Raw genomic sequence first — 25,378 nt, 5'->3', positions numbered from 1 at the left:
TTTATCTTTTTCTACTCAACATTCATCACTTTTTTTATCTCTTCTACTTTTTCACCTAAAAGTTCTTTGTTTTTAGCTTCAACAACCAATCTAAGATAGGGTTCTGTATTAGAAGGTCTTATATTAAACCACCAGTCCTTATATTCCAGACGGTAACCATCAAAATCATAGAAATTAACAGGTTCTTTTTTATTAACAAAATAATCCTTTACCTTCTCCATTACTTTTGCTTTATTTTCAATTTTAAAATTTATTTCTCCAGAAGAAGCGTATTTATCCAGTTCAGAAATATATTCCGAAATAGTTTTACCTTCTTTTTTAAGCCTTGAAACAACATTTAGCACCACCAAAGCTGTCAGCATACCGGAATCACAGTAAAAAAAGTCTTTATAATAATAATGGCCGGCCAGTTCACCACCACACACACCATCTATTTCTCTGAGTTTTAGCTTGGCATAAGCATGACCTACTTTCCACATATGAGTTTGACCACCAAGTTTTTCTATATGTTCTTTTACAGACCAGGAAGTACGGATATCATATAGAATATTTTTTCCTTTACCCTGATCAAGATAATACTCTGCCAGCAGGGCAATAATTAAATCAGGAGAGATAAAATTTCCTTTTTCATCCAAAAACATCACCCTGTCTCCATCACCATCAAATATCACCCCCAGATCAGACCCTTTTTCCAGCAATAATTTTTTTAGGTCTTCTCTGTTCTCTTTCAGCAGTGGATTAGCTTCATGGTTGGGAAAAGTCCCATCAAGTTCATTGTATAGATAATGAGGATAATCACCAAAAATTGCGTCAGTTAAAATAGCCACCATCCCATTGGAAATATCTATGGATAAGTTTAGGTCTGACAGATCAGGCAGATATATTTTTTGAAATTCTATATATTCATCCTTTAAGTTGTGTTCTAAAATATGGCCCTTTTTATTCTTCCCTACAGGTTTTACATCTTCATTTTCCATCATTTCTTCTAATTCTTTTAGGCCGGAGTAATATCCAACAGGAAGTGCATTTTCGCGAGAAATTTTGAGCCCATTATACTCAGGAGGATTATGTGAAGCAGTAATCATAACCGAAGCTTTGTAGCCGTGTTTGGCTGTACCATAATAAACCATAGGTGTAGTCGCATAACCTATTTTATATACATCTGCTCCTCTGTCAGTAATACCATCCGCCAGTGCTGTAAAAATTTCTGGTGTCGATTCTCTATCATCATAGCCGACCAGTACTCTGTCAGTTTCCAGCAGTTTGGGTAAAAAATATCCAATTTTATATACATCTTCTTTATCAAAATCACTATTGTAAACTCCTCTTATATCATAAGCTTTAAATGCATCCATAATACCGCCTCCCTATTTAATCTGATTCTGTAATATAACTGTAGAGCAGGTTATCCTAATGCAATGAAAACCATCAAATAATGAAGTATTCCACCTGCCAGTATGAAAAAATGGAAAATCTCATGAAATCCAAAATTAGGTGTAATGTCCGGTTTTTTTATAATATAAAATACTGCTCCGGCTGTAAAAGACAAACCTCCGGCAAACATAAGAATTAAATTTAAAGTAGGCATTGTCATAAACAGCTGATGGAAAGCAAAAATACCCACCCAGCCCATTAAAAGATAAATTACAGTGTAAAGAATTCTTGGAGTTTTAAAATACATAAACTTCAGAAAAAAACCGCCCAGGACAAGTCCCCACTGTACTGCAATTATTGTCCACTTCAGCCATCCTTCAAGATATAAATAGGCTACAGGTGTGTAAGAACCTGCAATCATAACAAAAATAGCAAAATGATCCAGTTTCCTCCAGATAGAATTTTCGTCATCGACTTTTTTGTGAGCATGGTAAAGTGAACTAGCCAGGAAAAGAAAAACCACAGACAGACCATAGACAGCAGCTATTATGAGTTTATCGAGACTGTCAAAAGCTTTTATCAATAAAATAATCATACCAATCAAAGCCAGAAAAAAACCAACTAAGTGAGAATAAAAAGATATCCGTTCATCTTTTTTCACTGTTTTTACCTCCTGAAATTTAAAGTGCAGCAAATCAGACAAAAATCATATATATTTTGCAGTTGAGAAACTAAATTTTTGAAACTCAGAATCTATTTTCTTAACTATATTCTATCACAAATTTATCTTTTTTAAATATAAATAGAAAAAAATCCCGGGAAAACAGGGAAATATCCAGGGTTAAATTGATATGCCACCTCAAAAAGAGTAAAGATAAGTATTTACAATCAAATAAATTCCTAGTGTTTCTTCTCTGGCCGCTACATTAAGATATTTCACTATCTTTGTCTTTTGTAGTGAGCAGCATTATATGGACAAGAAAAAACCATAAATATACCCCTTGTGCCAAAAAAGCCACAGGGGGTCTAAAAAATAAAAAAACTAATCTACTTTACTGCAGTAAGTGCTATTTCTACTGAAACACCTTTGGGCAAATTGCTTACTTCCATACAGGCTCTTGCAGGAGGATTTTCTTTAAAATACTCTGCATAAATATCATTTACTGCGCCAAAATCATTTATATCATCAAGAAAAATTTCTGCTTTGACAACATCCTGAAAAGTACAATCTGCTGCTGCTAAAACAGCCTTAAGATTTTCTAAAACTCTTTTTGCCTGTTCTTCTACTCCACCATCAATAATTTCTTGAGTTTCCGGATCAATAGCAATCTGTCCGGATAAATAAACTGTATCTCCTGCTTTTACTGCCTGTGAATATGCTCCCACTGCTTCTGGTGCCTTATCAGTTTTAATAATTTCTTTTGTCATTTTAAAATTCCTCCTAATTGATTTTGTTTAAAATATTTCTCTTTTAAATGTAAATAAGATTGGGTAAAAATGATATTATGATTCTAACCTTATCTTGTCCTTTTTACTCTATAGTTATTATTCTCTAAAGTGGTAAGAATATCCTTCACATGATCTTCATTTTTTGTTTCTAATGTGACCTGAACCTGAGCATGATTTCCTGCAGAAGCAGCCACCACTCCATTTTTCTTTCCCTCTTCAGTCAGGTTACACATTTTATTATATGCACCGCGAATTTTAAATGATCCAGTTCTCTGCAGATTTTCCAGCTTTAAAAAGACCTCATTCCCACTCATTTTGCTGAATGTTCTTGACCAGTCCAGCTCGGTTTTTTTGCAATACCTTCTAAATTTTGTTTTGCATTTTTTATATCATCTAAAGTGACTATAGCCATCTTCTTCCCCCTTTAATTAATAATTAATCCTGACAAAATTTTAAAATACCCAGCAGAATAGAACATATTTAATTTATTCAGCTAAATTTATTGGATTCCTCTAAAAAAAGTATAAAAAAAGATATGTACCGAATACATAAAAAGGAAATAGTACCGGGCACAAGTGAAAAATTTCATTTGTACCCAGTACTATTTAATAATATTGCTATTTTATTTTTCTATCTGCTGTCTCTACTTATTTTTCTCAAGCCAGTCAAAGGCGGTTTTTGCCATTAATGCTGTCCCCAGATGGAATACTGATTCTTCAACATCAAATTTAGAGTTGTGATGGGAATGCACTTCACCTTCAATCTCTTTGCCTCCACCTAAAAAGAAGAATGTTCCCGGCACTTCCTTTAAGAAATATGCCATATCTTCTCCACCCATAACTGGTTCTTTTATTTCTATAATATTTTCGTCATCCATAACTGTTTCTGCTACTCCTTTAAAGTAATCAGTAAACTCTTCTGGATTAAATACTGGTGGATATCCATAGTGGTAATCAAACTTAACCTTTGCTCTTCTGGCATCAGCTACTTTTTTAACCACTTCTTCCATTCTTTTGGAAATCTGCTGCCTCTGTTCTTCATGGATAAAGCGGGCTGTTCCTTCCATATTTACTTTTCCAGGTATTACATTATAGGCACTGCCTCCATGAATCTTACAGACACTTATTACTCCCGGTCTAACAGGATTTATCTCTCTACTGATCAGTGTCTGCAGCTCCTGTACTATTGATGAACTTACAGCAACCGGATCAACAGTGGTATTTGGCATGGCACCATGGCCGCCTTTTCCTTCAACTTCTATCTGAAAACTGTCCAGACATGCCATTGTTGCACCTTTAGAAACACCAATCTGTCCCGGTTTTACTTCTTTAAAGATAGTACCTATATGCAGACCTACTATAGCATCTACTGCTGGATCTTCTAAGGCACCTTCTTCTATCATAGGTTTTGCTCCACCAGGTCCTTCCTCTGCAGGCTGGAAAATTATTTTTACATTTCCGGCCAGCTTATCTTTGTTTTCACTGGCAAGCTTTGCAACACCTAAGGCCATAGCCATGTGAGAATCGTGACCACAGGCATGCATTTTCCCTTCATGTGTTGAGGCAAAATCCAGTCCAGTTTCTTCATTAATATCAAGTGCATCCATATCAGTTCTTACAGCAAATGTTTTAGAATCTCCTTCTCCGGCCCAGATTGTAGCCACTATACCACTTTTAGCCAGACCTGATTTATATTCTATACCCATTTTATCCAGTTCATTTCTAATATACTCATTTGTTTTGGGAAGATCAAGCTGTGTTTCTGGAATCTGATGCAGATCTCTTCTCCACTTAATTATCTGATCTTCAATATCTAAAGCCATCTTTTTAAAATTCATAATTTATCACTCCTATTCCAAAAAATCGTCTGATATTTATCTCTTTTTAAACTATATAATCAGTCAATAATACCTTTATCAAATAATACTTTACCTACAAAAATCGATCCAAAAACGGCTGCCAGAATACTTATCCAGGCTGGTGCTCCAAAAAATCCAATTAATATGATAGAAAGTCCGATACCAACCGGAGCAAGCTGTGGATATTTCATAGAAAACTGCCCAAATACAGCTCCAAAAATAGCTGGAGCAGTATAATTTCTAAATGCATGTATTACCACATCTGGCAGTACTTCAATAATAGACATTCCTATAAATGCTGCCAGTGTTACACCTAAAAGATTTGTTACAACAGAACCAGTAATACCAAGAGTTCCGACGATTTCTGCTTCCTTAGTTCCTTCTTTAACTTCCAGCACTTCCTGAGCCATCGCAGAACAGGGAAGTCTTAGATTGGAAATATTACCGGTCAGAAATGATAAATATGTCCCTGCCAGTCCAAGTATCGCATAATAGGAAACCGGTTCAACTACATAAAAAGCTCCAAAAGAAGCTGCCACCAGACCCCAGGCTCTAATCGAGGTTGTAAAATTGGGTAAAATTCCTTTAGCAAAATATAAATATACAAGTGGAAGAAATGAAAATACAGCTGCCAGTAAAAGTGTTGTCATCCCAACTTTCTTTACAGGTAAATACCAGTCTTCGTGCCACTGCTTGTCAGTCAATTGTTTTTCCCCCTTTTATTTGCTGTAACCATTTAATATTTTTATAATTCTATATCATTGATTTTAATAATTTCCTATTGTTTTTATCGAGTAGAATATTATATCTTTCTGATTAAATTGTACTAATTCTAATTACCCTAATAATGTAGCAAAAAACATACCTAACAGCATTGCAATACCAAGTGAATATTCCTTTATTGGCCTGAAGCTTTCCGATATTTTGAGAAGAGCAACCATTGATAATGCACCAACAACAACTGCTACAAGTGGACCACCCAGTGAAAGTACATAATCAGCATTCAAATAACCAAATACACCAAGCATAGCTGCACCACTTAGCACACCCAGCCATCTTGAATCTCCATTGGCAACTTTTTCCCGAACATCTTCTAATTTATGTGCAAAAAGTCCTACAAATAAGAGCCAACCGACACCGTTAATAATCATATTCCACCACGATACTGCCATTACTTCTAAATTATATCCATCTCCACCAAATTCAACCCCTGCTGCATCTGCACCCAGTCTGGCAGCAGTCAATTCAGTTGGAGCTGCACCGATAACAGATAATCTCATCCATGCCATTGGACCACCAATTACTGACATTAAACCCACCATGACAATAAATACAGCGATTACAGGACCGATAGATGTTACCACACCTGTTTTAAAAGCCTTATGAAGTTCCGGCTTAGTTAAACCTATCTCCTGACCAACCTTCATAGACTGACGATAATATAATAAAGCCTGAACTAAAGCAATAATAACAACTGGAGCTGCCGCAAGCCAAACTCCCCATTCATTGGCTACTTTTAATACTTGATCCATTATTTTCCTCCTTTTAAGTACTTAATTCTAAAACAGTATCCAGCAGTACATTAGCACCTTTTTCAATATCTTCATATTCAGTCGCCTCTTCTGGTGCATGACTAATACCATCAATACTGGGAACAAAAATCATTCCTACATCATATTTTTTTGCCAGAAGAGAAGAATCGTGTACTGCCCCACTGTGCATATGTTTAAAATCAAAACTTCTTTTCTCAGCTTTTTCAGAAATAATATTCATAATCTTATCAGAAAGTTTAATTGGAGGTGCAGTTTCCTCTACATCAATAAATAATTCTATTTCACTGTCTTCTATTAATTTTTCTGCAAATTCCTTAAGATTAGTAACAAGATAATCCATACCTTTCTGAGAAATATCTCTAACATCAACATTAATTTCTACTTCTGAAGGGATTACATTTGTTACATTTGGAGTAACTTTAATTGAACCGGCTGTTCCTACTAAAGTATCAGAAAACGGACAGTTTTTTGCAATTTTTTCTACTTCATTAATAATTAAACCGGCAGTTGGAAAAGGGTCTTTTCTGAGATGCATGGGTGTTGATCCTGCATGATTGGATTGTCCTTTTAGTACAATACTGAGCCAGTTCACACCAGCAATATTGGTAACAACTCCAATCGTTATATTTTCTGAATAGAGTACATTACCCTGTTCAACATGCATCTCTAAAACTGCTTTTATAGGAGTATTTCCTCTTTTTTTGTAATCTTTTTTTATAGTAAATTCCTCAGCCTTTTCCAGAATAAAAACACCATCATCATCAGTATACCTGCTGAAATCCTTAATTTCATCAATAAAAAATTTGCTTCCAAGAAGAGTTGAACCAAAAGTTGTACCTTCTTCTTCTACAAAAGCAACAAGTTCAATAGGATGTTTAAGAGCAATATTATTTTTATCAATAGTCCTGATTACTTCCAGTGCTCCCATTACTCCTACAACTCCATCAAATCTTCCCCCATTTTTTACACTGTCAATATGGGAACCAACCATTACAGACTCTTCTTTTTCAGTATTTTTAGAATATTTACCAAATAAATTGCCGATTTCATCAAAATAAATCCCCATATCCAATTTTTCCATTTCACTAATTAGATATTTTAGAGACTGTTCGTATTCACTGCTGAAGCTGAGTCTGCTGATTCCTTTTTCTGGAGTACTGTTAAATGAATTGATTTTTTCCAGTGAATTTTTTAATCTTTTAAGATTGATATTCAGTTTAACTCACCTCCTTTTTTGAATCATATTTCAATCATATATTGATTATATCAAATTTACTGAATATTTAATATATTCTAACCGTACAATAAAAGTTCCCTCAGATTGTACGGTTCGTATAAGATTTAAATATTCATTTTTAATAATTTTACCGAAATGGCTAGATTTAACTTTTGATTCCAGTCATCGGGATCTAAATCTAAAATTTTACATATCTTGCTGAACCTGTATTTTGCTGTATTATAATGAATAAATAAATCCTGTGAACTCTTTTTTAAATTCCAGTCATTTTCTATTATTGTTTCTAATGTTTCAAGCAAATTATCATTTGCACTGTTATCATATCTTATCAGTTTGCCCAGATTATCTTCCAGAAATTCCTCTGCTATGTCTTCTTTTATTACAATATCCAGCAGCCTGTATATGCCGAGTTCATTAAAAAAATAAATTTTTTCCTCAGATTTTATATTCATACCTAAATTTAGAGCATTTTTTGCTTCTTCATAGCTTAAATTAATATCAGCTATATTATCTCTTGCATTTCCAATACCTGTATAAAAAAAACTTCCATTAGAAGCATCAGAAAATATTTTCTTTATTTTGTCTTTAACAGTCCGGTCCATATATTCGCTGCTTCCATCTGATTCAATTAAATAAATAAATCGATTTCCAATCTGAGTGAAAACAGAGCCACCGAACTCTTTTTTAAATTTTCTTTCAAGATCTCTGGCTTTAGTTATACTGCAGTGTTTATCCAGTTTAGTTATTAAACAAAAAATATCATTATTATATTTCCAGTCATATTTATTTAGCTGTTCTTTTATTTCATCTTTTGAACTGAAGTTATTAAAAATCAGATCCTGGATGAACTCATTTCTAAATCTTAATTCCACCTGGTAATTAGAAATTTCCCGCTGAATCTTTAACCGCAAAACAGTAGCAGCATGTTCAACTGCAATTTTATCATATTCTTTTAAAACAAAATCGGCTTCCTTATCAATTAAGATAATGTAACCATATGTCTTATTTTTATATATCAATTTGTAAGTAAAGTTTTCTTCTATCAAATCACTTATACCTTTTGTATTATTTATCAGTTCTCTGGAATTAAAAAGCTGTTCCGAAAATTTATCATAAAAAACAGTTTTTGTTTTTATCAATTTTTCTAAATTATCAAGAATTACTGGAAAATCCTCATCTTCCAAAACCAATTTTGTAAAAGACTCATGAACTTTTTCAGAATATCTTAGTTTCTTAGCCTGCCGATTGACAACCTCTGATAAAACAGGATTAATTATATCTGCAAATGCAAATTCATCGGGAATGTAGATTATAGGAAAATTCAATCTATCAGCTTTATTTTTAATATCTTCTGGAATTTTTTTAATATATCTGTCTATTTTAATTCCAAGACCAGCTGCATTTTTCTGATTCATTATATCAAGCAGTTCCAATAAATAATCAATATCATCTCTAATAACATAAGCAGTAGAAATTATAAATTCTTTTCCATTAATCCATTTATAAAAATCCGGTGCATCAATTACAGTAACTGTACTTACTTCTCTACTTAATCCATTCTTTCCAGCTATTACTTTCAAATCCCCATTAAATAATTTGAGCATATCTTCAATATTTAGCAGCATAAGGCACCTCCTATAAAATGTATATTATCATGAAGATGGTACCGGGCACAAGTGATTTATTTCACTTGTACCCGGTACTATATTAAAAAAACTATGCAGATGCATTATCGACGGCAGCTTCAGAAAAGGTAGCCATACTTTTCATTAGATTAATAGAACTATCTAAAAATGGCATAGCCAATACAGCCCCTGTACCTTCTCCTAAACGCATATTTAAGTCAAGAAAAGGACTAAGTCCAAGTTGTTTATAAACATTTTTATGCCCTGGCTCAACTGATTTATGAGAAGGAATAAGATAATTAACTACTTCAGGTTTTAGTTTTTGGGCAATTAGGGCTGCAGCACCAGTAATTAAGCCATCCATAATAACGGGCACATTATTTGCAGCTCCTCCAATTATAACACCAGCCATACCTGCTATTTCTAAACCTCCAATTTTTGCAAGGATATCAATTGCATCTTCTGGATCAGGATTGTTGATTTTTATGGCTCTTTTTATTACTTTTATTTTATTTTTTAATCCTTTTGGATTTAAACCGGTTCCAAAACCTACTATCTCCTTCAGTGGCGCCTTTGTTATAACTGCGATTATTGCAGAACTAGCTGTTGTATTTCCAATCCCCATTTCCCCAATACCAATTACTTTAGAACCTGATTTTATAGATTTTTCTGCAATCTCAATTCCAGCTGCTAAAGAGTCCACAGCCTCTTTTTTAGACATTGCTTCCATTTTTGCCATATTATCAGTACCATTTTTTACTTTTTTTATTATTAATTTTTGATTATTAATATTATCTATCATTCCCATATCTACAATTTTTAAGTCTACACCAACTTCAGCTGCTAAAACATTTATAGCAGCCCCATTATTTAAAAAATTATTTACCATTTGAGTTGTTACTTTTTGAGGAAAAGCACTAACTCCTTCTTCTACAACTCCATGATCTCCTGCCATTACAATATGAGTTTTCTTGTCAAAACTGGGATAAAGTTCTGAACAAATCCCCGCCAATTTGACCGCCATTTTTTCTAATTTCCCCAGACTTCCTTTAGGTTTTGTTAATTGATCTAATCTGTTTTGAGCTTCTGTCATTTTTTTAATATTAGGTATTCCAATTTGGCTAATAGTTTTTTCTAATTTTTGCATTTTAATTCCCCCTTCTATATTTTTTAAATTAAAAAAGTTCACGATCCCCAAAGAGATCGTGAACTTTTCCATCATCCACAAATAATTTAATTATTAAGGCAGGTCTCCTGACTTACAGCAAGTTCTTTTTCCCTTCCCTAATTAAATAGGTGGTTTATAAAAAGTTTTTAAGCTGAATACAGTGATGGGATCGTTCAAGATTCAAACTTGATTCCCTATTCTCCCAAATAGGCACCTTAATAATCATTTTTTATTATGCATTCATTATATAACATATTTAATAAATTTTCAAAGCTTATTACAAATGATAAATAGCGAAGAATCTTTTATTTTTTACTAGTTAATTTCCCCGTCAAATCATAGATTTAAATGTTAAATAAAATTTTCTTTAAATATTTTTGATAAGATGAGGATATTTTAAATACTATTCTTCTTCTCCATACTTATGAAGTAAGACTGAACATTTTGCTGCCTCTGCAATTTTATCTGTTTTGCGACCAAATACAGTCTGATAAACCCACCAGTCTCCAGATGGTCCAATAACTAGCAGATCAAAATCCTCTGTGGCTTCTTTAATGCTGGCTGTCAGAGAATCGCCCTCCAGCATCATGGTTTCGACATCAAGACCAAATTCAAGCGCTTTTTCTTTTGCCTGTTCCAGTACTTTTTTGCCTTTTTGACGGCTGCCGTCTCTTTTATCAACATAATGAGTCAGAGTTAAAGTAGCGCCAGTTTCCTGAACAATATGTTTAATTAGATTCAATCGGCTTTTAGAAGGAGCTTTAGCTACAGGATACATTATCTTTTTTGTCTGATCAATATCAATCCTATTTTTATAGATAATCACATCACCATGAAAATTATCCATGATATGTGAGGCCATTTTAGAAATTTTAGTCCCCGGCTTAGGGCCCCAGCCCAGGATGATCGCTTCTGCATCCATATCAAAGGCAGTCTCTAAAATACCCCTTTCTATAGTTTTAGAAGTTACAATTTCACGGTTACTGTGAATCCCATACTTCATCATCTTATGGTGACTTTCTGTAACCCTTTTAGCACCCTCTCTCCATTCACGAGGTAGATCTATATAACTTCCCTCACGCATCACATGGATAAATTTAACCTCTCCTTTTTTTCGCTCAATAATAAAGGAAGCTAGATCTGTTAAATTATTAATATCTGCTTTATGACCTAAAGGAAGTAGAATCTTCTTATATCCGGGCCAGCTTTCTTGTAATTTATCATTCATTAATCTAATACCTCCTCTAAAGCAAGATTTAATTCCAGTACATTAACTCTGCTTTCCCCAAATAATCCCAGCAGTTTTGATTCTGTATGTTCTTCTATCAATGAATTCAGGGTTGACTCAGAAATTCCTGTCTGTTCTACTAGATAACTAACCTGAAAATAAGCTGCCTCAGGCGAGATATGTGGATCTAAAGCAGAACCAGATTCAGTAATTAAATCTACTGGTACATCCCTATTACCAGGCTGATATTTAACTTTAATTTTCATTGAGTCAGCTGCAATTCTCTGCTGTAATTTAGGATTTGAAGCAGCCAGATTATCACTTCCAGAAGTTGAAGCATCATAATTAATTGAAGATGGTCTTGAGATAAAATAGCTGTCACTGACAAAATTTTGTCCAATTAATCTGGAGCCTACAGCTTTTCCATTTTGATAAATTATACTGCCTGATGCTTTATCAGCAAATAACTGTCCAACTCCACCCAGTAATAGTGGATAAATAATTGAAAAAATCAAAAGTGAGAGAACTATTAACTTGACTGCAGTTACTACATTCTTTTTAACACTCATTTAAAACACCCCCAGCATAACTAATAGCATATCGATTAGTTTAATAGAAATAAATGGTGCAATTAGACCGGCTCCACCATATATAACCAGATTCTTGCGCAGTAATTTGGATGAGCTCTCCGCTTTATAATCCACACCCTTCATTGCCAGTGGAATTAAGAAAGGGATGATCAGTGAGTTATAAATTAAAGATGCAATTACTACACTCTGTGGTGAATACAGGTTCATAAAGTTAATCTGCTGTAAAGCAGGTATCCCGGCACTAAAAATTGCAGGTATCAGAGCAAAATATCTGGAAATATCATTGGCAATACTGAAAGTTGTTAGCGAACCTCTGGTCATTAACAGCTGTTTACCAATCGCAACTACCTCAATTAATTTAGTTGGATCAGAATCAAGGTCAACCATATTACCAGCTTCTTTAGCAGCATTAGTACCGGCCTGCATGGCCAGTCCCACATCGGCTTTTGCTAAAGCAGGAGCATCATTGGTCCCATCACCGGTCATGCCAATTAACTTTCCTGATTTCTGAATTTTTTCAACCAGAGCAATTTTTTCTTCTGGCTTAAATTCAGAATAATATTCTTCTATTCCGGCCTGTTCTGCTACATAGCGAGCAGTTCTCTCGTTATCACCGGTAGCCATAATACATTTAACTCCCATTTCCTGCAGTTCCTGAATTCTGGCTTTAATACCAATTTTTAATTCATCCTGCAGCTCAATTAAACCAAGAATCTTTTTATCAACTGCTACGGCAAGAGGAGTACCTCCACTATCTGCAATTTCATGGGCTTTATCTGTTAAACCATCAGGAATCTTATCAGCATATTCCTTAACTGCTTCTACAGAACCTTTTCTGATTTCAGTTCCATCTGGTAGATCAATTCCACTCATTCTGGTTTTAGCAGAAAATTCAACGAATTTTTCTTTTTTTAGTTCACTTTCATCTACCTCGACATCCAGGTCATGAGCCAGATTAACTACTGAACGCCCTTCTGGAGTTTCATCAAAATATGAGGACTGCAGACAGGCTTTATATAACTCATTTTTCTCACTTCCGACTGCTATAAATTTTTCTGCTATTCTTTCTCCAGTTGTAATTGTTCCTGTTTTATCTAAAATCAGGGCATCAAGATCACCAGCTGACTCAACTGCCTTGCCTGATTTAGCAATAATATTTTCTCTAGTTACCCTGGTCATCCCGGCAATTCTGATCGAGGCCAGTAAAGCTCCAATAGTTGTCGGCATTAAACCAATTAAAAGAGCAATTAAATTAGCAACATCAACATTCATATCCACATACATGCCAAAAAAACGCATAGTAACAACTGCTGTCAGATAAACAAAAGTAAAACTGGCTAGAATCAGAGTCATTGAAATTTCATTAGGAGTTTTCTGTCTGGAGGCTGTTTCTACCAGATCGATCATTCTGTCTAAAAATGACTCTCCTACAGCAGCAGTAACCTCAATTTTAAGCACATCACTTAAAACTTCAGTTCCCTCTGTAACAGAGTTTCTGTCACCACCACTTTCTCTAATTACAGGCTCTGATTCTCCTGTAATTGCTGATTCGTCAATAGAGGCACTACCTTCTACAACTTCTCCATCACGAGGAATAATATCACCTTTTTCGGCAAAGACATAATCTCCTTTTTCTATCTCTTCTCCGGCAACTACCTCATAATCAGCTTCAGTTATCTCATCTAATTCAATATCCTTATTTTTTAGTCTTTTTCCTTCACTCTCTACCTGTAGGGCCTTTAGACTATCAGCATGGGCTTCACCCTGCAGTTCTGCCAGAGATTCAGCATAATTAGCAAACAAAAGCGTAAAGACTAAAATTAATGTGATTGTTAGATAATACCAGGTAGGTTCCTGACCATTAAAAAGAGGTGGATAAATAGTCAAAATTATTGTCAGTATAGTACAGAGTTCTACTACAAACATAACCGGGTTTTTGATTAAATATCCAGGATCGAGTTTGATAAACGACTGTTTAATTGCTGTCCACTGCTGTTCCCAATCTATATCAAACATCTTTACATCCCCCCACTTAGCATTTCTGCAATTGGTCCCACTGCTAATGCAGGCATAAAGATTAGGCCGCCTATAATAATCATTACACCAACAAATAGAACTAAAAATGATAAATTTTCTACTTTAAGTGTTCCTTCAGTTTCTGGTCTGATTTTTTTCTGTGATAAATATCCTGCTATTAAAAGCTGACCAAAAATGGGAAGATATCTCCCCATTAAAATTGCACCACCATTAAGTAAGTTATAAAATACCGAATTATCCATTAAGCCTTCAAAACCACTACCATTATTGGCAGCAGCTGAAAACATCTCATATAATACTTCTGAGAAGCCAGTAAAACCCGGGTTATGAATGGCTTCTTTTCCTACTTTAGTAATCACTGCAATAGAAGTTGGAAATAAAACCAGAACAGGAAGCAAAAGAATAATTAATGCTGCAATTTTAACTTCACGCCATTCAATTTGCTTCCCTAAGTACTGAGGAGCCCGGCCAATCATCAAACCGGCTATAAATACACATATAAATATATAGGTCATTAAGTTAAGCAGACCAACTCCAACTCCATTATATAAGCAGTTCATTGCCATTGCCAGAAATGGACCAACACTTCCCTGGGGATTATAACTATTATGCATACTGTTAACTGCTCCATTAGTAGTTGAAGTTGTGGAAATAGCCCAGAGTGAACTTAAAAGACTGCCAAAGCGTGTTTCTTTTCCCTCCATATTACCCAGACTCTGATCTATGTGTACATCTCCTTTTACCATTGTTACAGCTCTATTTGGCTGCATTTCTCCAGCTGCTGTAACCCAGAATAAGCCAAGAAAAATTACAAATAACGCTCCAATTAAAATTACCCCATGTCTCCTCTTTCCTATCCAGATACCAAAGGCATAAATTATTGCCATCGGGCTGGCCAGCATGATTAAATTGAGCACTATATTTGATAGAATTGTTGGATTTTCAAATGGATGAGCAGCATTTGCTGCAAAAAAACCACCACCATTTGTACCCAGGGTCTTAATTGCTTCTATTCCAGCTACAGGTCCAACTCTGATCGCCTGTTTTACTCCCTCAATAGTATTTACTATAATCTCACCACCAAACCACTGGGGTGAACCCTGAGAAATTAAAAGTAGAGCAACTACAAAAGAAACCGGCAGTAAAAATCTAATTAAACCTTTTATTAAATTTACATAGAAATTACCAAGTTTACTCTCTTCTTCATTCTGAATTCCTCGTGTAAAAGCCGGTGCAAGTGCCAGACCTGTTCCTGCTGATAAAAACATTGCCAGCCCAACAGCAAAAAGCTGAGAAAAATATGATAATATTTCCCCACCATAATGCTGCTGATTTGTATTACTAATAAAAGTACTGGCTGTATGAAAAGCCTGATCCCAGCTCATACCCTCTAAATTAAGCGGATTTAGAGGCAGAATGTTCTGAAATTTAAAGACCAGAAATAAAAATATAAATAAAACTCCATTAAAGATCAGTAAAGAAAATAAATACTGTTTCCAGTTCATCTCTTTATTCTGATCAATATTCAAAAATGAAAATATCCTATCTTCTACAAACTTAAATGGCCTATCCAATTTTTTAATAAATTTCAGTTTATTCGGCAAATTACTTTTGCTTTTCGTTTCATCTTTATAAATCCAGGCTATATATTCTCCAAATAAATAAATTAAAGTAAATAATAGTAAAAAAAAGACAAGCAGAGCTATTATATTCAGCATTTTTTCACCTTCCTTTTAGAACTTTGTGGGAAAAAATAATACATAGGTTAGATATCCAAAAACAAAAATTGTTACCAATGCTAAAATAATATTACCAATATCCATTTAACACCACCCCTATTTTTTTCTTAAATACCTGCTGAAATAATCAAATTAAAATATTCTGTTTTAAAATTACTTAAACAAAAATTAATTAACTAATTTTTGTGGCGGCTTATATAAATTCCATCTTTAAACAATTTAATAGCTGCATAAAGAATAATCAAAAATTCCAGCCTTCCCAGGAACATTCCTATAATTTCAGTCCATATTACCATTAATGGAGTATCTAAACCTGTAATTCCGATTGACAGCCCGACCGTCCCAAGAGCAGAACCAAATTCAAACATGCTTTCGAGCAGAGTATATCCATGGGCAGTAAAAATACCAACTCCAACAAAAAATGTTAAAAGATACAGTATAATATAATTTGCTACCCTCTGTACATGCTCACTTTTTACGTAAAATTTACTTTCTCCCCTCCAGAGATAATTACTGCTTACATGCCTTCTTGGTAAAAACTGTTCTTTGATCTCCCAATAAATAGATTTAATTATCAAATAAACTCTGTACTGTTTAATACCACCAGCAGTAGAACCAGTTCCACCACCAACAAGCATTAGCAGAATGATTATAAAATTAGCGAAAGCAGGCCAGCCAGTAAATGAAATTGTAGAAAAACCAGTTGTCGAAAGTGCAGTTACCAGCTGAAAAAATGACTGCCTTAAATTTTCTCCCAGATAAGGATAGATTATATCTAAAGAAAAAAACATTATTACTGGAGTTAAAAGCAGAAGTGAAGTTATCATAAAGCGTATTTCTGCATTTTTAAAAAAAGTTTTTACTTTACCTTTTAAAAGAGTATAATGTGTGGCAAAATTTATTGTGCCGAGAAACATAAGTATAATTGTAACAATCTCAATTGAAAGGCTGTTATAATGACCTATACTGTCAGCCTGAGTAGAAAATCCACCGGTTGAAATAGCAGCCATCGAATGGTTGATAGAATCAAATAAACCCATTCCAGAAATATAATATAAAAAAACACCTACTAAAGTATAAAAAGTATAAATCCGCATAATCATTAAAGTCGATCTCTTTACATGGGGAAGAAGTTTATCACTTCTGGCTTCCGCCATATATAATCCCATTCCATGAACCGGCAAAAGATAGGAAAGTGCTATTACTGCCAGACCAGCACCACCAAAAAACTGCATAATACTTCTCCAGAGAAGAAATATTCGGGGAGCTTCTGTAACATCAACAAGGGAAAGACCGGTTGTTGTCCATCCACTTACCACTTCAAAAACAGCATGACTCCAGCTCATATTCAGTCCACTGACAAAGGGGACTGCTGAAAAAACAATTGCACCCAGCCAGGAAAATATTACAATAATACTACCTTCATTTAAAGATAGTTCCACATCTTCTTTTTTATTTTTTATACCATAAATATAAAGTAACAGACCGGTTAAAACAGCAAGACCACCGGCTGAAATAAAATAAAAACTATAATTTGCTTCTTCAGGATAGGCAAACAGAACAAAAAGTGGTGATAAAATTGCCGCACCGGCAAACATTATTATCATACCTGTATATTTAAAAATTAAAAAATATCTTGAAACAAGCAGATCTTTGTAGTTCACATTTATTCACCACCAAAAACTTTAATTGCCTCAGCCTGTTCTTCAGGCAGAGAGATAATAACTATTTTATCTCCAACTTCAATTTTAGAACCACCCCTTGGTATCTGTATTTCTCCATTTCTGATTATTCCTCCTAAAATAATGGTAAGAGGCAGATCCATCTCTTTAATTTCTTTTCCGGCAGCTGCAGAATTTTCTTCAACCTCTACTTCAAATATGCTCAACTTCCCATCTTCTATCATGGTTAAATTGTTAATATTATCAGAGGAAATACTCTGTTCTATTAGAGAACTAATAAGATCGGTTATATTAAAAATACTGTTGATGCCAAGTTTAGTAAATAAATTTTCGTTTTCCGGATTATTTACAAGAGCAGTAGTTCTTTTAACTCCAAAATATTTTTTAGCCATTTTACAGATAAATAAATTATTATGATCTTTTTGAGTCAATGAAACTAAAACATCAGCTTTATATGCGCCAGCATCTTCCAGAACCATTTTTTCTGATGCATCGCCAAAAACTATGGTTCCATTTATATCTTTAGATAGATCAGCAGCAAGTTCTTGATCTTTATTTATAATTGTAATGAAATGACCTTTTGAGATTAATTTTTTGGCAAGATGGTAAATTAATTTACCACCACCAACTAAGATGATATTCACTCTAATTTCATTCCTTCCCTATCAATTTTGCTTATAATATTTTCAGCTAAAAGAGAGATTTGAGAAAATATTTCCACTCTATCTTCATTTTTATACATATCCTCTACCGCAGGATCAATTGTCCTAACCAGTATTCTGGGAACATCAAAATTTTCTTTTGCCATTTGAGTTACAAGATAGTTCACCTGATCATTTCCAGTAGTTACTATAGCAAGATCAGCGGATTTTATTCCTGCCTCTTTTAAAACATCATTTTCCATAGCGTCTCCTTTAATCTGAAATCCGGAGAAATCCACCGGCAGAAGCGTAAAAGAAGCAGTTCTTTTTTCAACAACTACAATTTCATGGCCAGATCTGGACAGATTTCCGGCAAGAAGAGAACCTGTCCGTCCGGATCCAATTATAACAATAAACATTTATTCCTCCTTCTCCTCGTCTCCAAGATTCATACTGTCTATATCTACAGTACCCATATTTTCGCCCGCTCTTTCAATATTATCATTCGCAGGCTTATATGATGGATCAAGGGCCAGTGCTGCTCTATACATTTTCATAGCTTCGGGCTGTTTGTGCTGCATCTCATATATGATACCCAGCAGATTAAATGGTTCCGGTTTTTCTGAATTCTCTGAAGTAGCCTTCTGCAGCATTTCCTTCGCCTTAGAAAAATTTCTTTTATTAATTGCATTTTTAGCTAAAATTATATAATCCTCAAAGCTTTCAACTTCTTTTTCGATATTTTCAAGCTCATATCTCTTAAATACATCTTCAACTATCTCAATAATCTCTTCTGGTTTAAAGGGTTTGCGCAGATAATCTATCGCTCCGAGTTTAAGAGTTTCAACAGCAGTTTCAACACTTCCATATCCTGTTATCATTATAACTTTTGTTTCAATTTCTTTATTATTTAGTTCTTGCAAAAATTGAATACCATCAATACCGGGCATCTTCATATCCAGCAGAATTACAGGGAATTCATCTTCCTTTACCTGTGCCAGTCCATCTTCTCCATTAACTGCAGTTTCAACTTCATAACCGGCATTTTTTAGAGCTGTCTTCAAAGTTAATCTTATATTTTTTTCATCATCAACTATTAAAATCTTTTTATTCATTTTCTTTTTCCTCCCTTATATTCTTTTCCACAGCACTCAATAAATCACTTTGATTTATTGGTTTTACCAGAAAATCTTCAGCACCAAGTGAGATGGTTTTCTGTATATCATCTTCTTCCGAAAGTGCCGAAACTATTACAACAGGAATCTCTTCGGTTGCAGCATCACTTTTTAAAGCTTCCAGAACAAGAAATCCGTTCATTTTAGGAAGCCTCAGATCCAGCAGAACCAGGTCAGGATTTGCTTCATTTGCTTTTTCTACTGCATCAACTCCATCTACTGCATATATTACATCATATCCAGCTTTTTCAAGGCTTTTACCAACTACAAGCCTTATATTTTTTTCATCATCTACCAGCAGTATTTTCTTCATTTTTCTTCCTCCTGATAACCAAATCTTGGGATGTAAAAGTAGAATTTAGAACCTTCTCCCTCTTCACTTTCTACCCAGATTCTTCCATTATGGGCTGTTATTATTTCTTTTGCTATTGCCAGACCCAGCCCTGTACCACTTTTTTCGTCTTTATCATTACCGGCCCTGACAAACTTATCAAATATTTTTTTCTGATATTCTGCCGGAATTCCAGGGCCATTATCTTCTACAGAGATTAAAACCCTTCTTCCCTTAACTTCTGTATCAATCTGTATAATACCTTCGTCTGCATATCTCAGTGCATTACCAACCAGGTTGGAAATAACCCAGCTGATTTTACCCGGATCAGCCCAGGCAAAAATGTTTTCTTCGTCTTTATTAAATATGAGTTCAATATCTTTCTCTTCCGCCTGTCGATAAAATGGTTCCAGTGTCTTTTCTATTAGATTATTGATATCTGTTTTATCAAACTCCATTTCTATTCTTCCAGACTCTATTTTAGACAGGTCCAGCAGATCATTAACCAGTTCTGTTAACCGCTCTACATCCTCATAAGCAGCCTCCAGAAGTTCCTGCTGTTCTTCGTTTAATTCTCCTGTGTCGCCATTAATAACCATACTCAACCCCATATTCATAGAAGTTAATGGTGTTCTAAATTCATGTGATACTGTGGATACAAATTCTGATTTCATATTATCAATTTCTTTTAAACGTGTAATATCCTCCAGCAGGGTTACAGTAAACTGATACCCTTCTTCTTCATCAATAACCTGATTGGTTGAGACTTTATAATGTTTTTCCTGACCATCTTTCTTTACTAAGATAGTATTTTCTTCTTTTTCTCCCGGCTCTTTAATATATTCAAATAGCTTTTCTGACTGTATAGCCTCCAAAAAATGTTCATCAATCACATCTTTTTCTATTGAAAATAGATCTTTAGCCGCCTGATTAATTAACACTATTTTGCTGTCTTTATCAGTAACAATCAGTGGGCCAGAAAGGTTATTAACTACAGCTTCAGATTTTTCTTTTTCTATTAAAAGTTTTTTAATATTTATTTTTTCATATTCCTGAAGTTTAGAAATCATCTCATTAAACTCATCAGCAAGTACTCCAATTTCATTTTCAGAAGCAACTTGAACTTTCTGCTGGAAATTTCGATCTGCTACCTTTTTGATACCTTTTTCCAGTTCTTTAATTGGTCTCAATATCTGTTTGGTTAAATAAAGTGCAAAAATTAGAGAAAAGATAATAACAGATAAAGCTAAAATGAGAGTATATATAATAGCCTGATTTGCTCTGCTGTTGGCCTCCTGCTGTGCATCCAACATTGCCTGCCTGTTCAATTCTCTCAACCCTCTTATATCATCCTTTATTTGTGTAAATATTGGCAGAAGTTTCTGATTGTATACATTCCACCGTTCATCTTCTTCTGCATTATAAAATCTATCAAAATTTGAAATAAATTTGTAATAATTATCACTAATCTTATTTAAAATTTCACCCTCACCATTAATTGTAATATTATCTTCGGCTCTTGCAAGCCAGGTATAAAATTCCTTTTCATTTTTCCTGAAAATTTCCTGACCCTTTTCTTCTGGAGAGCGGAGCATTAAAAGCAAAGCACTATCCTGCCGCTCTATAGATTCAACCATACTCTCACTGGCCTTAATGCTTCTATAATTTTCTACCATAATATCATTGATGGCATTAGATAAAATTTTAAAATTATAAATACTCCAGCCGGTTACCCCGGCAATAATAATTATCATAACTGCAAAACCGAGCAGCATTTTCCCTTTCAGTGTTTTTATTTGCATGATAAGCCTCCTGAATATACGTCATTATCTATCCATTATAATCTCTAATTTTTTCGAGACTATTATTTTTTCCCATCAGTACAATCCTATCTCCTTCATTAATCTTATCTTCTGCTCCAGGAGATACCAGCAGATCCTCCCCTCTTTTTATTGCCATTACATTGACATTAAATTTAGATCTAAAACCTATTTCTTTTAGTGTTTTTCCCACCATATTTTCGATCGGAACTATCTCCAGTACACCGTATTCTGGAGCAAATTCTATATAATCAAGCACATTAGAAGATATAAGATTATGGGCAATTCGGGAACCCATATCTCTTTCTGGATAAACGACTCTATCAGCACCTACTTTTGTAAGAACTTTACCGTGCAGACTGTGGGGGGATTTGACAATTACATATGGGACAAGTAATTCTTTTAAAATCAGTGTACACAAAACATTGGCAGAAATATTATCACCTATGCTGACAACTGCCACATCAAAATTACCAACCCCCAGTGCCTTTAAGGTATTTTCATCTGTTGCATCCGCTCTTACAGCATGGGTAACCTTATCAGTAATAGCCTGAACTTTATCCTGATTACTATCAATGGCAAGTACATCATAACCATTTTCAGATAATGTTGTCGCCACACTTGAACCAAAACGACCGAGTCCTATTACAATAAACTGTTTCATCTACACAACCTCCAGGAAATTTGTATAAATATCAAATTTATAATTTAACCGACCATAATTTTTTCTGTTGGATAATGATATATACCCTTAATTTGTTTTTCTCCAAAGGCTACTGCAAGTGTGAGTGGTCCAACTCTTCCGGCAAACATTGTTATTGTTATCAAAACTCTGCTCAGCTTGGAGAGCTGACCTGTAATTCCAGTAGAAAGTCCTACAGTTCCAAACGCAGATACTGTTTCAAATAATACATCTATAAACTGAAAATCTTCTATTATTAAAATCAGAGTTGTAACTAATAAGACCAGTGTGCCGGCAAGCATAGTTATAGTAAAAGCTTTATATACAATATGTCGTTCAAAACGCCTGTTGTAAACTTCCATATCTTCTTTCCCAGTAATCATACTCTTTAAAGTTACAAGCATTACACCAAAAGTAGTTGTTTTAATTCCTCCACCTGTTGAACCTGGTGAAGCACCAATAAACATTAAAATAATTATTATAAATAGAGATGACTGCCTTAATGCACCTGTAGGGACTGTATTAAAACCGGCCGTTCTTGGGGTGACCGATAAAAACATGGCTGATAAAACCTTGTCCAGTAAAGGCAGCCCCTTCATCGTATTATTATATTCAAGGGCAAACATTACTATAAATCCAAATACTAAAAGAGCAAGGGTAATTACAACAACAATTTTTGTCTGCAGGGTGGCTTTCTTAAATTTAACTCTTTTGTATGTCTCCAGCATTACCCCAAATCCAATTCCACCAAGAATAATAAGTATCATAATTACAAAATTAATGGTAATATCACCGGTAAAACTTTCCAGGCTGTTTCCAAAAAGATCAAACCCGGCATTATTAAAAGCAGACACAGCATGAAACACAGATAAATAAACTGCTTTCCAAAAAGTATAGTCCTGACTTAAACGCAAAAAGAGTACTGCCGCACCTGTTCCTTCAATTACAAATGTAAATCCTAAAAGATACTGTACAAGTCTTACCATTCCAGAAATCTGATACTGATTTAGATCTTCCTGTATAATAAGGCGCTCTTTTAAACTGATTTTTTTGCCAATAATAAAGGCAAACAGTGTTGACATGGACATAATACCCAGTCCACCTATCTGTATCATCAGCATAATTACGGTTGATCCAAAAATTGTAAAAGCTTCTTTTGTATTGACAACTATAAGCCCGGTTACACAGGTAGCAGAAGTAGCTGTAAAAACAGCATCAATAATACCTAGTCCCTGTCCATCATTTGTAGCTATAGGAAGCATAAGAAGTATTGACCCCAGCAAAATTACTACAAAATATCCCCTGACTAAATATTGAGCTGGTGTTAAATTTTTTTTCTTTATTATCATCCAACTTCTCTCCTATTCTGGAATTTACTCAGTTATGCTGTAAAAATTTTATCAACACTGTTTAATGCTTTATGAGCTTTGTATTTTGAATTTTTTCAGATCACTTTATAAAAATCCGAACATATATTAAAGATGTGTCCACAAAAAGGGTGTTTGCGGAACATTCGGCATTTTTCGTTAATCTACATTAAACAGTGCCTGTACGAATTATTTAAATACGTAGTGCCTGTGGTGCAATCTTAATGAGTTAGAGACGCAAATAACCTTTTTGTGAGAGAACCATATTAATCATTTTTTTATAATCATAAATGATTGCAGTGCGAAAAGTCGATTTTTAGTATTATACCAATTTGAGAAGCTTTTTAAGATAGGGATTATATAAGTCGAAAATTATTATTTAATACTTTTCGCAGTGAAACCATAAATTCAATTTAAGAACAAATATTCCCATATAAATACAAAATAAAAAAGCACTACAGATAGACTGTAGTGTCAAATATAATATAACCATTGACTGGCAGCCTGTCCTTTAATAAGTCTACGGAGTTAGCTGTCGGGCTGGAAGTAAAGGTCTTCCTCTAATTAAATTAGATTCGCCCCAAAAAGGTGGGTCCTCCGCTCTCATAAAATGAGATTGGACAACAGATATATTTTCTTTTTCTATATTAAAACATATTTTAATCATCTTGTCAACTTCGGTTAAACAGGAGTTTCCCCAAAATTTATTTTCAAGCTGCAAAAAGGGGGCTTTAGTCATCAACGAAATTTTCCTGCATCTCCCCTTTTTGCAGCAGTATATAAAAAATGGGGAAAGTCCAGCGGTTAAATTAAAGCCAGTTATTTTTTTTAAACAAAATATATTCTATCACTATTAGTATAACCATAGAAAAGGAAAATATCCAGAAAGCAGAATCATTATCTACACCCGGCATGCCGCCAATATTAATTCCAAACAGTCCTGTTAAAAATCCAAGAGGAAGAAAGATACTTCCTACTATCGACAAAATATACATGGTCCGATTCATCTGATCATTTATCCTATTGTTAATCTCTTCATGTATAAGTGCCGCCCTATCACGAATATTATCAAGTTCTTCCAGCAGTCTGATAGTTCGGTCGGAAAATTCATAAATATATTCTTTATTTGCCTCTGTCAGCCAGGGAATTTTTTCTCTATAAAGCCTGGCCATAAGTTCTCTCTGAGGTACTATATAGCGCCTGATAATAATAGTTTTTCTTCTCTTCTCAGATAGTTGGGAACGAAGTCTATCGGTTTCTCCTGTCAAAACCTCTTCTTCCATATCATCTATCTGTTCTTCCATATCATATATGTACTCACTAATCTTATTTGTAATACCATCTATTACTCGTATCAAAAAATCATTTATAGAAAGTGGGCCAGCACCAGCGTCATAGCTCTTATCTATCTCATCCATTGTCAGTACTCGCTCACTTCTGCTGGTAATTATTCTACCTGGCTCAATCCACATATGAAGAGAAACCATGTCTTCTTCATCAGAATCAGCATTAAAATTTAGTCCCCGCAAATTGATCAAAATACCGTCATCATCTTTTAGAATTCGGGGTCTAGTTTCCTCAGAGATCAGTTCCTGAATTACAATTTCTGATAATCCACTTTTGTTTTTAAGCCAGGTCCTAGTCTCTTCAGTTCCCACATTTAAATGATACCAGAGAAATCCCTTTTCACCCAGACTATCTCTTTCTGTTATATTATTAAGGTTAAGGTCTTTTATCTTTTCTATCTTTTCTTCAGTAATTATATATCCATTCAGCAGAGCTTCATTTGTATTATTCATCTTGTCTCCTTTCCTGAAAAGAT

24 protein-coding genes and 2 riboswitches are annotated in these 25,378 nt (G+C 34.3%); all 24 genes read right to left on the bottom strand.

Going from position 1 to position 25,378, the window contains the following annotated elements:
• Window positions 1–11 precede the first annotated feature (11 nt).
• The 24 genes from DFR78_RS06670 to DFR78_RS06550 all read right to left on the bottom strand — a co-directional run bounded on the left by DFR78_RS06670 (window position 12) and on the right by DFR78_RS06550 (window position 25,355).
• Complete coding sequence (locus tag DFR78_RS06670; RefSeq protein WP_114458064.1) at window positions 12–1,355, bottom strand: phosphomannomutase/phosphoglucomutase; 1,344 nt, start codon at window positions 1,353–1,355, stop codon at window positions 12–14.
• 50 nt (window positions 1,356–1,405) lie between these two features.
• The gene (locus DFR78_RS06665) at window positions 1,406–2,035 is read right to left on the bottom strand and encodes a hemolysin III family protein (protein ID WP_114458063.1); all 630 of its coding nucleotides are present in this window, start codon (window positions 2,033–2,035) and stop codon (window positions 1,406–1,408) included.
• Window positions 2,036–2,421: 386 nt separating this feature from the next.
• Window positions 2,422–2,802, bottom strand: coding sequence for a RidA family protein (locus DFR78_RS06660; protein ID WP_114458062.1), 381 nt, complete (start codon window positions 2,800–2,802; stop codon window positions 2,422–2,424).
• An 89-nt stretch (window positions 2,803–2,891) separates the two neighbouring features.
• On the bottom strand, window positions 2,892–3,137 hold the full coding sequence (locus DFR78_RS06655) for a pyridoxal-phosphate dependent enzyme (RefSeq protein ID WP_199505571.1): 246 nt from the start codon (window positions 3,135–3,137) through the stop codon (window positions 2,892–2,894).
• A gap of 329 nt (window positions 3,138–3,466) precedes the next feature.
• The gene (locus DFR78_RS06650; protein ID WP_114458061.1) at window positions 3,467–4,660 is read right to left on the bottom strand and encodes a M20 family metallopeptidase; all 1,194 of its coding nucleotides are present in this window, start codon (window positions 4,658–4,660) and stop codon (window positions 3,467–3,469) included.
• Window positions 4,661–4,719: 59 nt separating this feature from the next.
• Window positions 4,720–5,385 (bottom strand): hypothetical protein, encoded by a 666-nt coding sequence (locus DFR78_RS06645; protein ID WP_114458060.1) that lies wholly within the window; start codon window positions 5,383–5,385, stop codon window positions 4,720–4,722.
• A gap of 132 nt (window positions 5,386–5,517) precedes the next feature.
• The gene (locus DFR78_RS06640; protein WP_114458059.1) at window positions 5,518–6,213 is read right to left on the bottom strand and encodes a DUF5058 family protein; all 696 of its coding nucleotides are present in this window, start codon (window positions 6,211–6,213) and stop codon (window positions 5,518–5,520) included.
• Window positions 6,214–6,226: 13 nt separating this feature from the next.
• A complete protein-coding gene (locus DFR78_RS06635; protein ID WP_255416534.1) occupies window positions 6,227–7,444 on the bottom strand; it encodes a Zn-dependent hydrolase in 1,218 nt (405 codons plus the stop codon).
• A gap of 131 nt (window positions 7,445–7,575) precedes the next feature.
• Complete coding sequence (locus DFR78_RS06630) at window positions 7,576–9,096, bottom strand: PucR family transcriptional regulator ligand-binding domain-containing protein (protein WP_114458057.1); 1,521 nt, start codon at window positions 9,094–9,096, stop codon at window positions 7,576–7,578.
• A 91-nt stretch (window positions 9,097–9,187) separates the two neighbouring features.
• Window positions 9,188–10,243: a nicotinate-nucleotide--dimethylbenzimidazole phosphoribosyltransferase gene (gene cobT / locus DFR78_RS06625; protein ID WP_114458056.1), complete on the bottom strand. Its 1,056-nt coding sequence runs from the start codon at window positions 10,241–10,243 to the stop codon at window positions 9,188–9,190.
• Between the two features lie 79 nt (window positions 10,244–10,322).
• A riboswitch (cobalamin riboswitch) is annotated at window positions 10,323–10,497 on the bottom strand.
• Window positions 10,498–10,667: 170 nt separating this feature from the next.
• Complete coding sequence (locus tag DFR78_RS06620) at window positions 10,668–11,492, bottom strand: universal stress protein (RefSeq protein WP_114458055.1); 825 nt, start codon at window positions 11,490–11,492, stop codon at window positions 10,668–10,670.
• Complete coding sequence (gene kdpC / locus DFR78_RS06615; RefSeq protein ID WP_114458054.1) at window positions 11,492–12,061, bottom strand: potassium-transporting ATPase subunit KdpC; 570 nt, start codon at window positions 12,059–12,061, stop codon at window positions 11,492–11,494. The genes DFR78_RS06620 and kdpC overlap by 1 nt, the downstream gene beginning before the upstream one ends.
• A complete protein-coding gene (gene kdpB, locus DFR78_RS06610) occupies window positions 12,062–14,098 on the bottom strand; it encodes a potassium-transporting ATPase subunit KdpB (protein WP_114458053.1) in 2,037 nt (678 codons plus the stop codon).
• 2 nt (window positions 14,099–14,100) lie between these two features.
• The gene (kdpA, locus tag DFR78_RS06605) at window positions 14,101–15,837 is read right to left on the bottom strand and encodes a potassium-transporting ATPase subunit KdpA (protein WP_114458052.1); all 1,737 of its coding nucleotides are present in this window, start codon (window positions 15,835–15,837) and stop codon (window positions 14,101–14,103) included.
• Window positions 15,838–15,852: 15 nt separating this feature from the next.
• The gene (locus DFR78_RS12400) at window positions 15,853–15,942 is read right to left on the bottom strand and encodes a potassium-transporting ATPase subunit F (protein WP_114458051.1); all 90 of its coding nucleotides are present in this window, start codon (window positions 15,940–15,942) and stop codon (window positions 15,853–15,855) included.
• 92 nt (window positions 15,943–16,034) lie between these two features.
• Window positions 16,035–17,522, bottom strand: a complete 1,488-nt coding sequence (locus DFR78_RS06595) for a TrkH family potassium uptake protein (protein WP_114458050.1) — start codon at window positions 17,520–17,522, stop codon at window positions 16,035–16,037.
• Between the two features lie 2 nt (window positions 17,523–17,524).
• The gene (locus DFR78_RS06590; protein WP_114458049.1) at window positions 17,525–18,184 is read right to left on the bottom strand and encodes a TrkA family potassium uptake protein; all 660 of its coding nucleotides are present in this window, start codon (window positions 18,182–18,184) and stop codon (window positions 17,525–17,527) included.
• Complete coding sequence (locus tag DFR78_RS06585) at window positions 18,181–18,600, bottom strand: TrkA family potassium uptake protein (protein WP_114458048.1); 420 nt, start codon at window positions 18,598–18,600, stop codon at window positions 18,181–18,183. Before DFR78_RS06585 ends, DFR78_RS06590 begins: the two co-directional genes overlap by 4 nt.
• Entirely contained in the window at window positions 18,601–19,296 is a 696-nt protein-coding gene (locus DFR78_RS06580) for a response regulator (RefSeq protein WP_114458047.1), read from the bottom strand. It lies immediately after the preceding gene.
• Complete coding sequence (locus DFR78_RS06575) at window positions 19,289–19,669, bottom strand: response regulator (protein WP_114458046.1); 381 nt, start codon at window positions 19,667–19,669, stop codon at window positions 19,289–19,291. Before DFR78_RS06575 ends, DFR78_RS06580 begins: the two co-directional genes overlap by 8 nt.
• A complete protein-coding gene (locus tag DFR78_RS06570; protein WP_114458045.1) occupies window positions 19,666–21,489 on the bottom strand; it encodes an ATP-binding protein in 1,824 nt (607 codons plus the stop codon). The genes DFR78_RS06575 and DFR78_RS06570 overlap by 4 nt, the downstream gene beginning before the upstream one ends.
• A 28-nt stretch (window positions 21,490–21,517) precedes the next feature.
• Window positions 21,518–22,171: a TrkA family potassium uptake protein gene (locus tag DFR78_RS06565; RefSeq protein ID WP_114458044.1), complete on the bottom strand. Its 654-nt coding sequence runs from the start codon at window positions 22,169–22,171 to the stop codon at window positions 21,518–21,520.
• Between the two features lie 44 nt (window positions 22,172–22,215).
• A complete protein-coding gene (locus DFR78_RS06560) occupies window positions 22,216–23,538 on the bottom strand; it encodes a TrkH family potassium uptake protein (protein ID WP_114458043.1) in 1,323 nt (440 codons plus the stop codon).
• Window positions 23,539–24,058: 520 nt separating this feature from the next.
• Window positions 24,059–24,189: riboswitch (cyclic di-AMP (ydaO/yuaA leader) on the bottom strand.
• A 176-nt stretch (window positions 24,190–24,365) separates the two neighbouring features.
• A complete protein-coding gene (locus DFR78_RS06550; protein WP_114458041.1) occupies window positions 24,366–25,355 on the bottom strand; it encodes a zinc transporter ZntB in 990 nt (329 codons plus the stop codon).
• Window positions 25,356–25,378 lie beyond the last annotated feature (23 nt).

The organism is Halanaerobium sp. MA284_MarDTE_T2 (assembly GCF_003337245.1).
Classification (GTDB): Bacteria; Bacillota; Halanaerobiia; order Halanaerobiales; family Halanaerobiaceae; genus QPJE01.
The sequence above is the reverse complement of the archived record's forward strand: the minus strand, read 5'-3'. Positions and strand labels throughout refer to the sequence as shown.

Bases quoted from the DNA above. Each gene is read 5' to 3' on its own strand.
- DFR78_RS06670 (WP_114458064.1), bottom strand. From the start codon at position 1,355: ATGGATGCATTTAAAGCTTATGATATAAGAGGAGTTTACAATAGTGAT.
- DFR78_RS06660 (WP_114458062.1), bottom strand. From the start codon at position 2,802: ATGACAAAAGAAATTATTAAAACTGATAAGGCACCAGAAGCAGTGGGA.
- DFR78_RS06655 (WP_199505571.1), bottom strand. From the start codon at position 3,137: ATGAGTGGGAATGAGGTCTTTTTAAAGCTGGAAAATCTGCAGAGAACT.
- DFR78_RS06650 (WP_114458061.1), bottom strand. From the start codon at position 4,660: ATGAATTTTAAAAAGATGGCTTTAGATATTGAAGATCAGATAATTAAG.
- DFR78_RS06640 (WP_114458059.1), bottom strand. From the start codon at position 6,213: ATGGATCAAGTATTAAAAGTAGCCAATGAATGGGGAGTTTGGCTTGCG.
- DFR78_RS06630 (WP_114458057.1), bottom strand. From the start codon at position 9,096: ATGCTGCTAAATATTGAAGATATGCTCAAATTATTTAATGGGGATTTG.
- cobT (WP_114458056.1), bottom strand. From the start codon at position 10,243: ATGCAAAAATTAGAAAAAACTATTAGCCAAATTGGAATACCTAATATT.
- DFR78_RS06620 (WP_114458055.1), bottom strand. From the start codon at position 11,492: ATGAATGATAAATTACAAGAAAGCTGGCCCGGATATAAGAAGATTCTA.
- kdpC (WP_114458054.1), bottom strand. From the start codon at position 12,061: ATGAGTGTTAAAAAGAATGTAGTAACTGCAGTCAAGTTAATAGTTCTC.
- kdpB (WP_114458053.1), bottom strand. From the start codon at position 14,098: ATGTTTGATATAGATTGGGAACAGCAGTGGACAGCAATTAAACAGTCG.
- kdpA (WP_114458052.1), bottom strand. From the start codon at position 15,837: ATGCTGAATATAATAGCTCTGCTTGTCTTTTTTTTACTATTATTTACT.
- DFR78_RS12400 (WP_114458051.1), bottom strand. From the start codon at position 15,942: ATGGATATTGGTAATATTATTTTAGCATTGGTAACAATTTTTGTTTTT.
- DFR78_RS06585 (WP_114458048.1), bottom strand. From the start codon at position 18,600: ATGTTTATTGTTATAATTGGATCCGGACGGACAGGTTCTCTTCTTGCC.
- DFR78_RS06580 (WP_114458047.1), bottom strand. From the start codon at position 19,296: ATGAATAAAAAGATTTTAATAGTTGATGATGAAAAAAATATAAGATTA.
- DFR78_RS06575 (WP_114458046.1), bottom strand. From the start codon at position 19,669: ATGAAGAAAATACTGCTGGTAGATGATGAAAAAAATATAAGGCTTGTA.
- DFR78_RS06570 (WP_114458045.1), bottom strand. From the start codon at position 21,489: ATGCAAATAAAAACACTGAAAGGGAAAATGCTGCTCGGTTTTGCAGTT.
- DFR78_RS06565 (WP_114458044.1), bottom strand. From the start codon at position 22,171: ATGAAACAGTTTATTGTAATAGGACTCGGTCGTTTTGGTTCAAGTGTG.
- DFR78_RS06560 (WP_114458043.1), bottom strand. From the start codon at position 23,538: ATGATAATAAAGAAAAAAAATTTAACACCAGCTCAATATTTAGTCAGG.
- DFR78_RS06550 (WP_114458041.1), bottom strand. From the start codon at position 25,355: ATGAATAATACAAATGAAGCTCTGCTGAATGGATATATAATTACTGAA.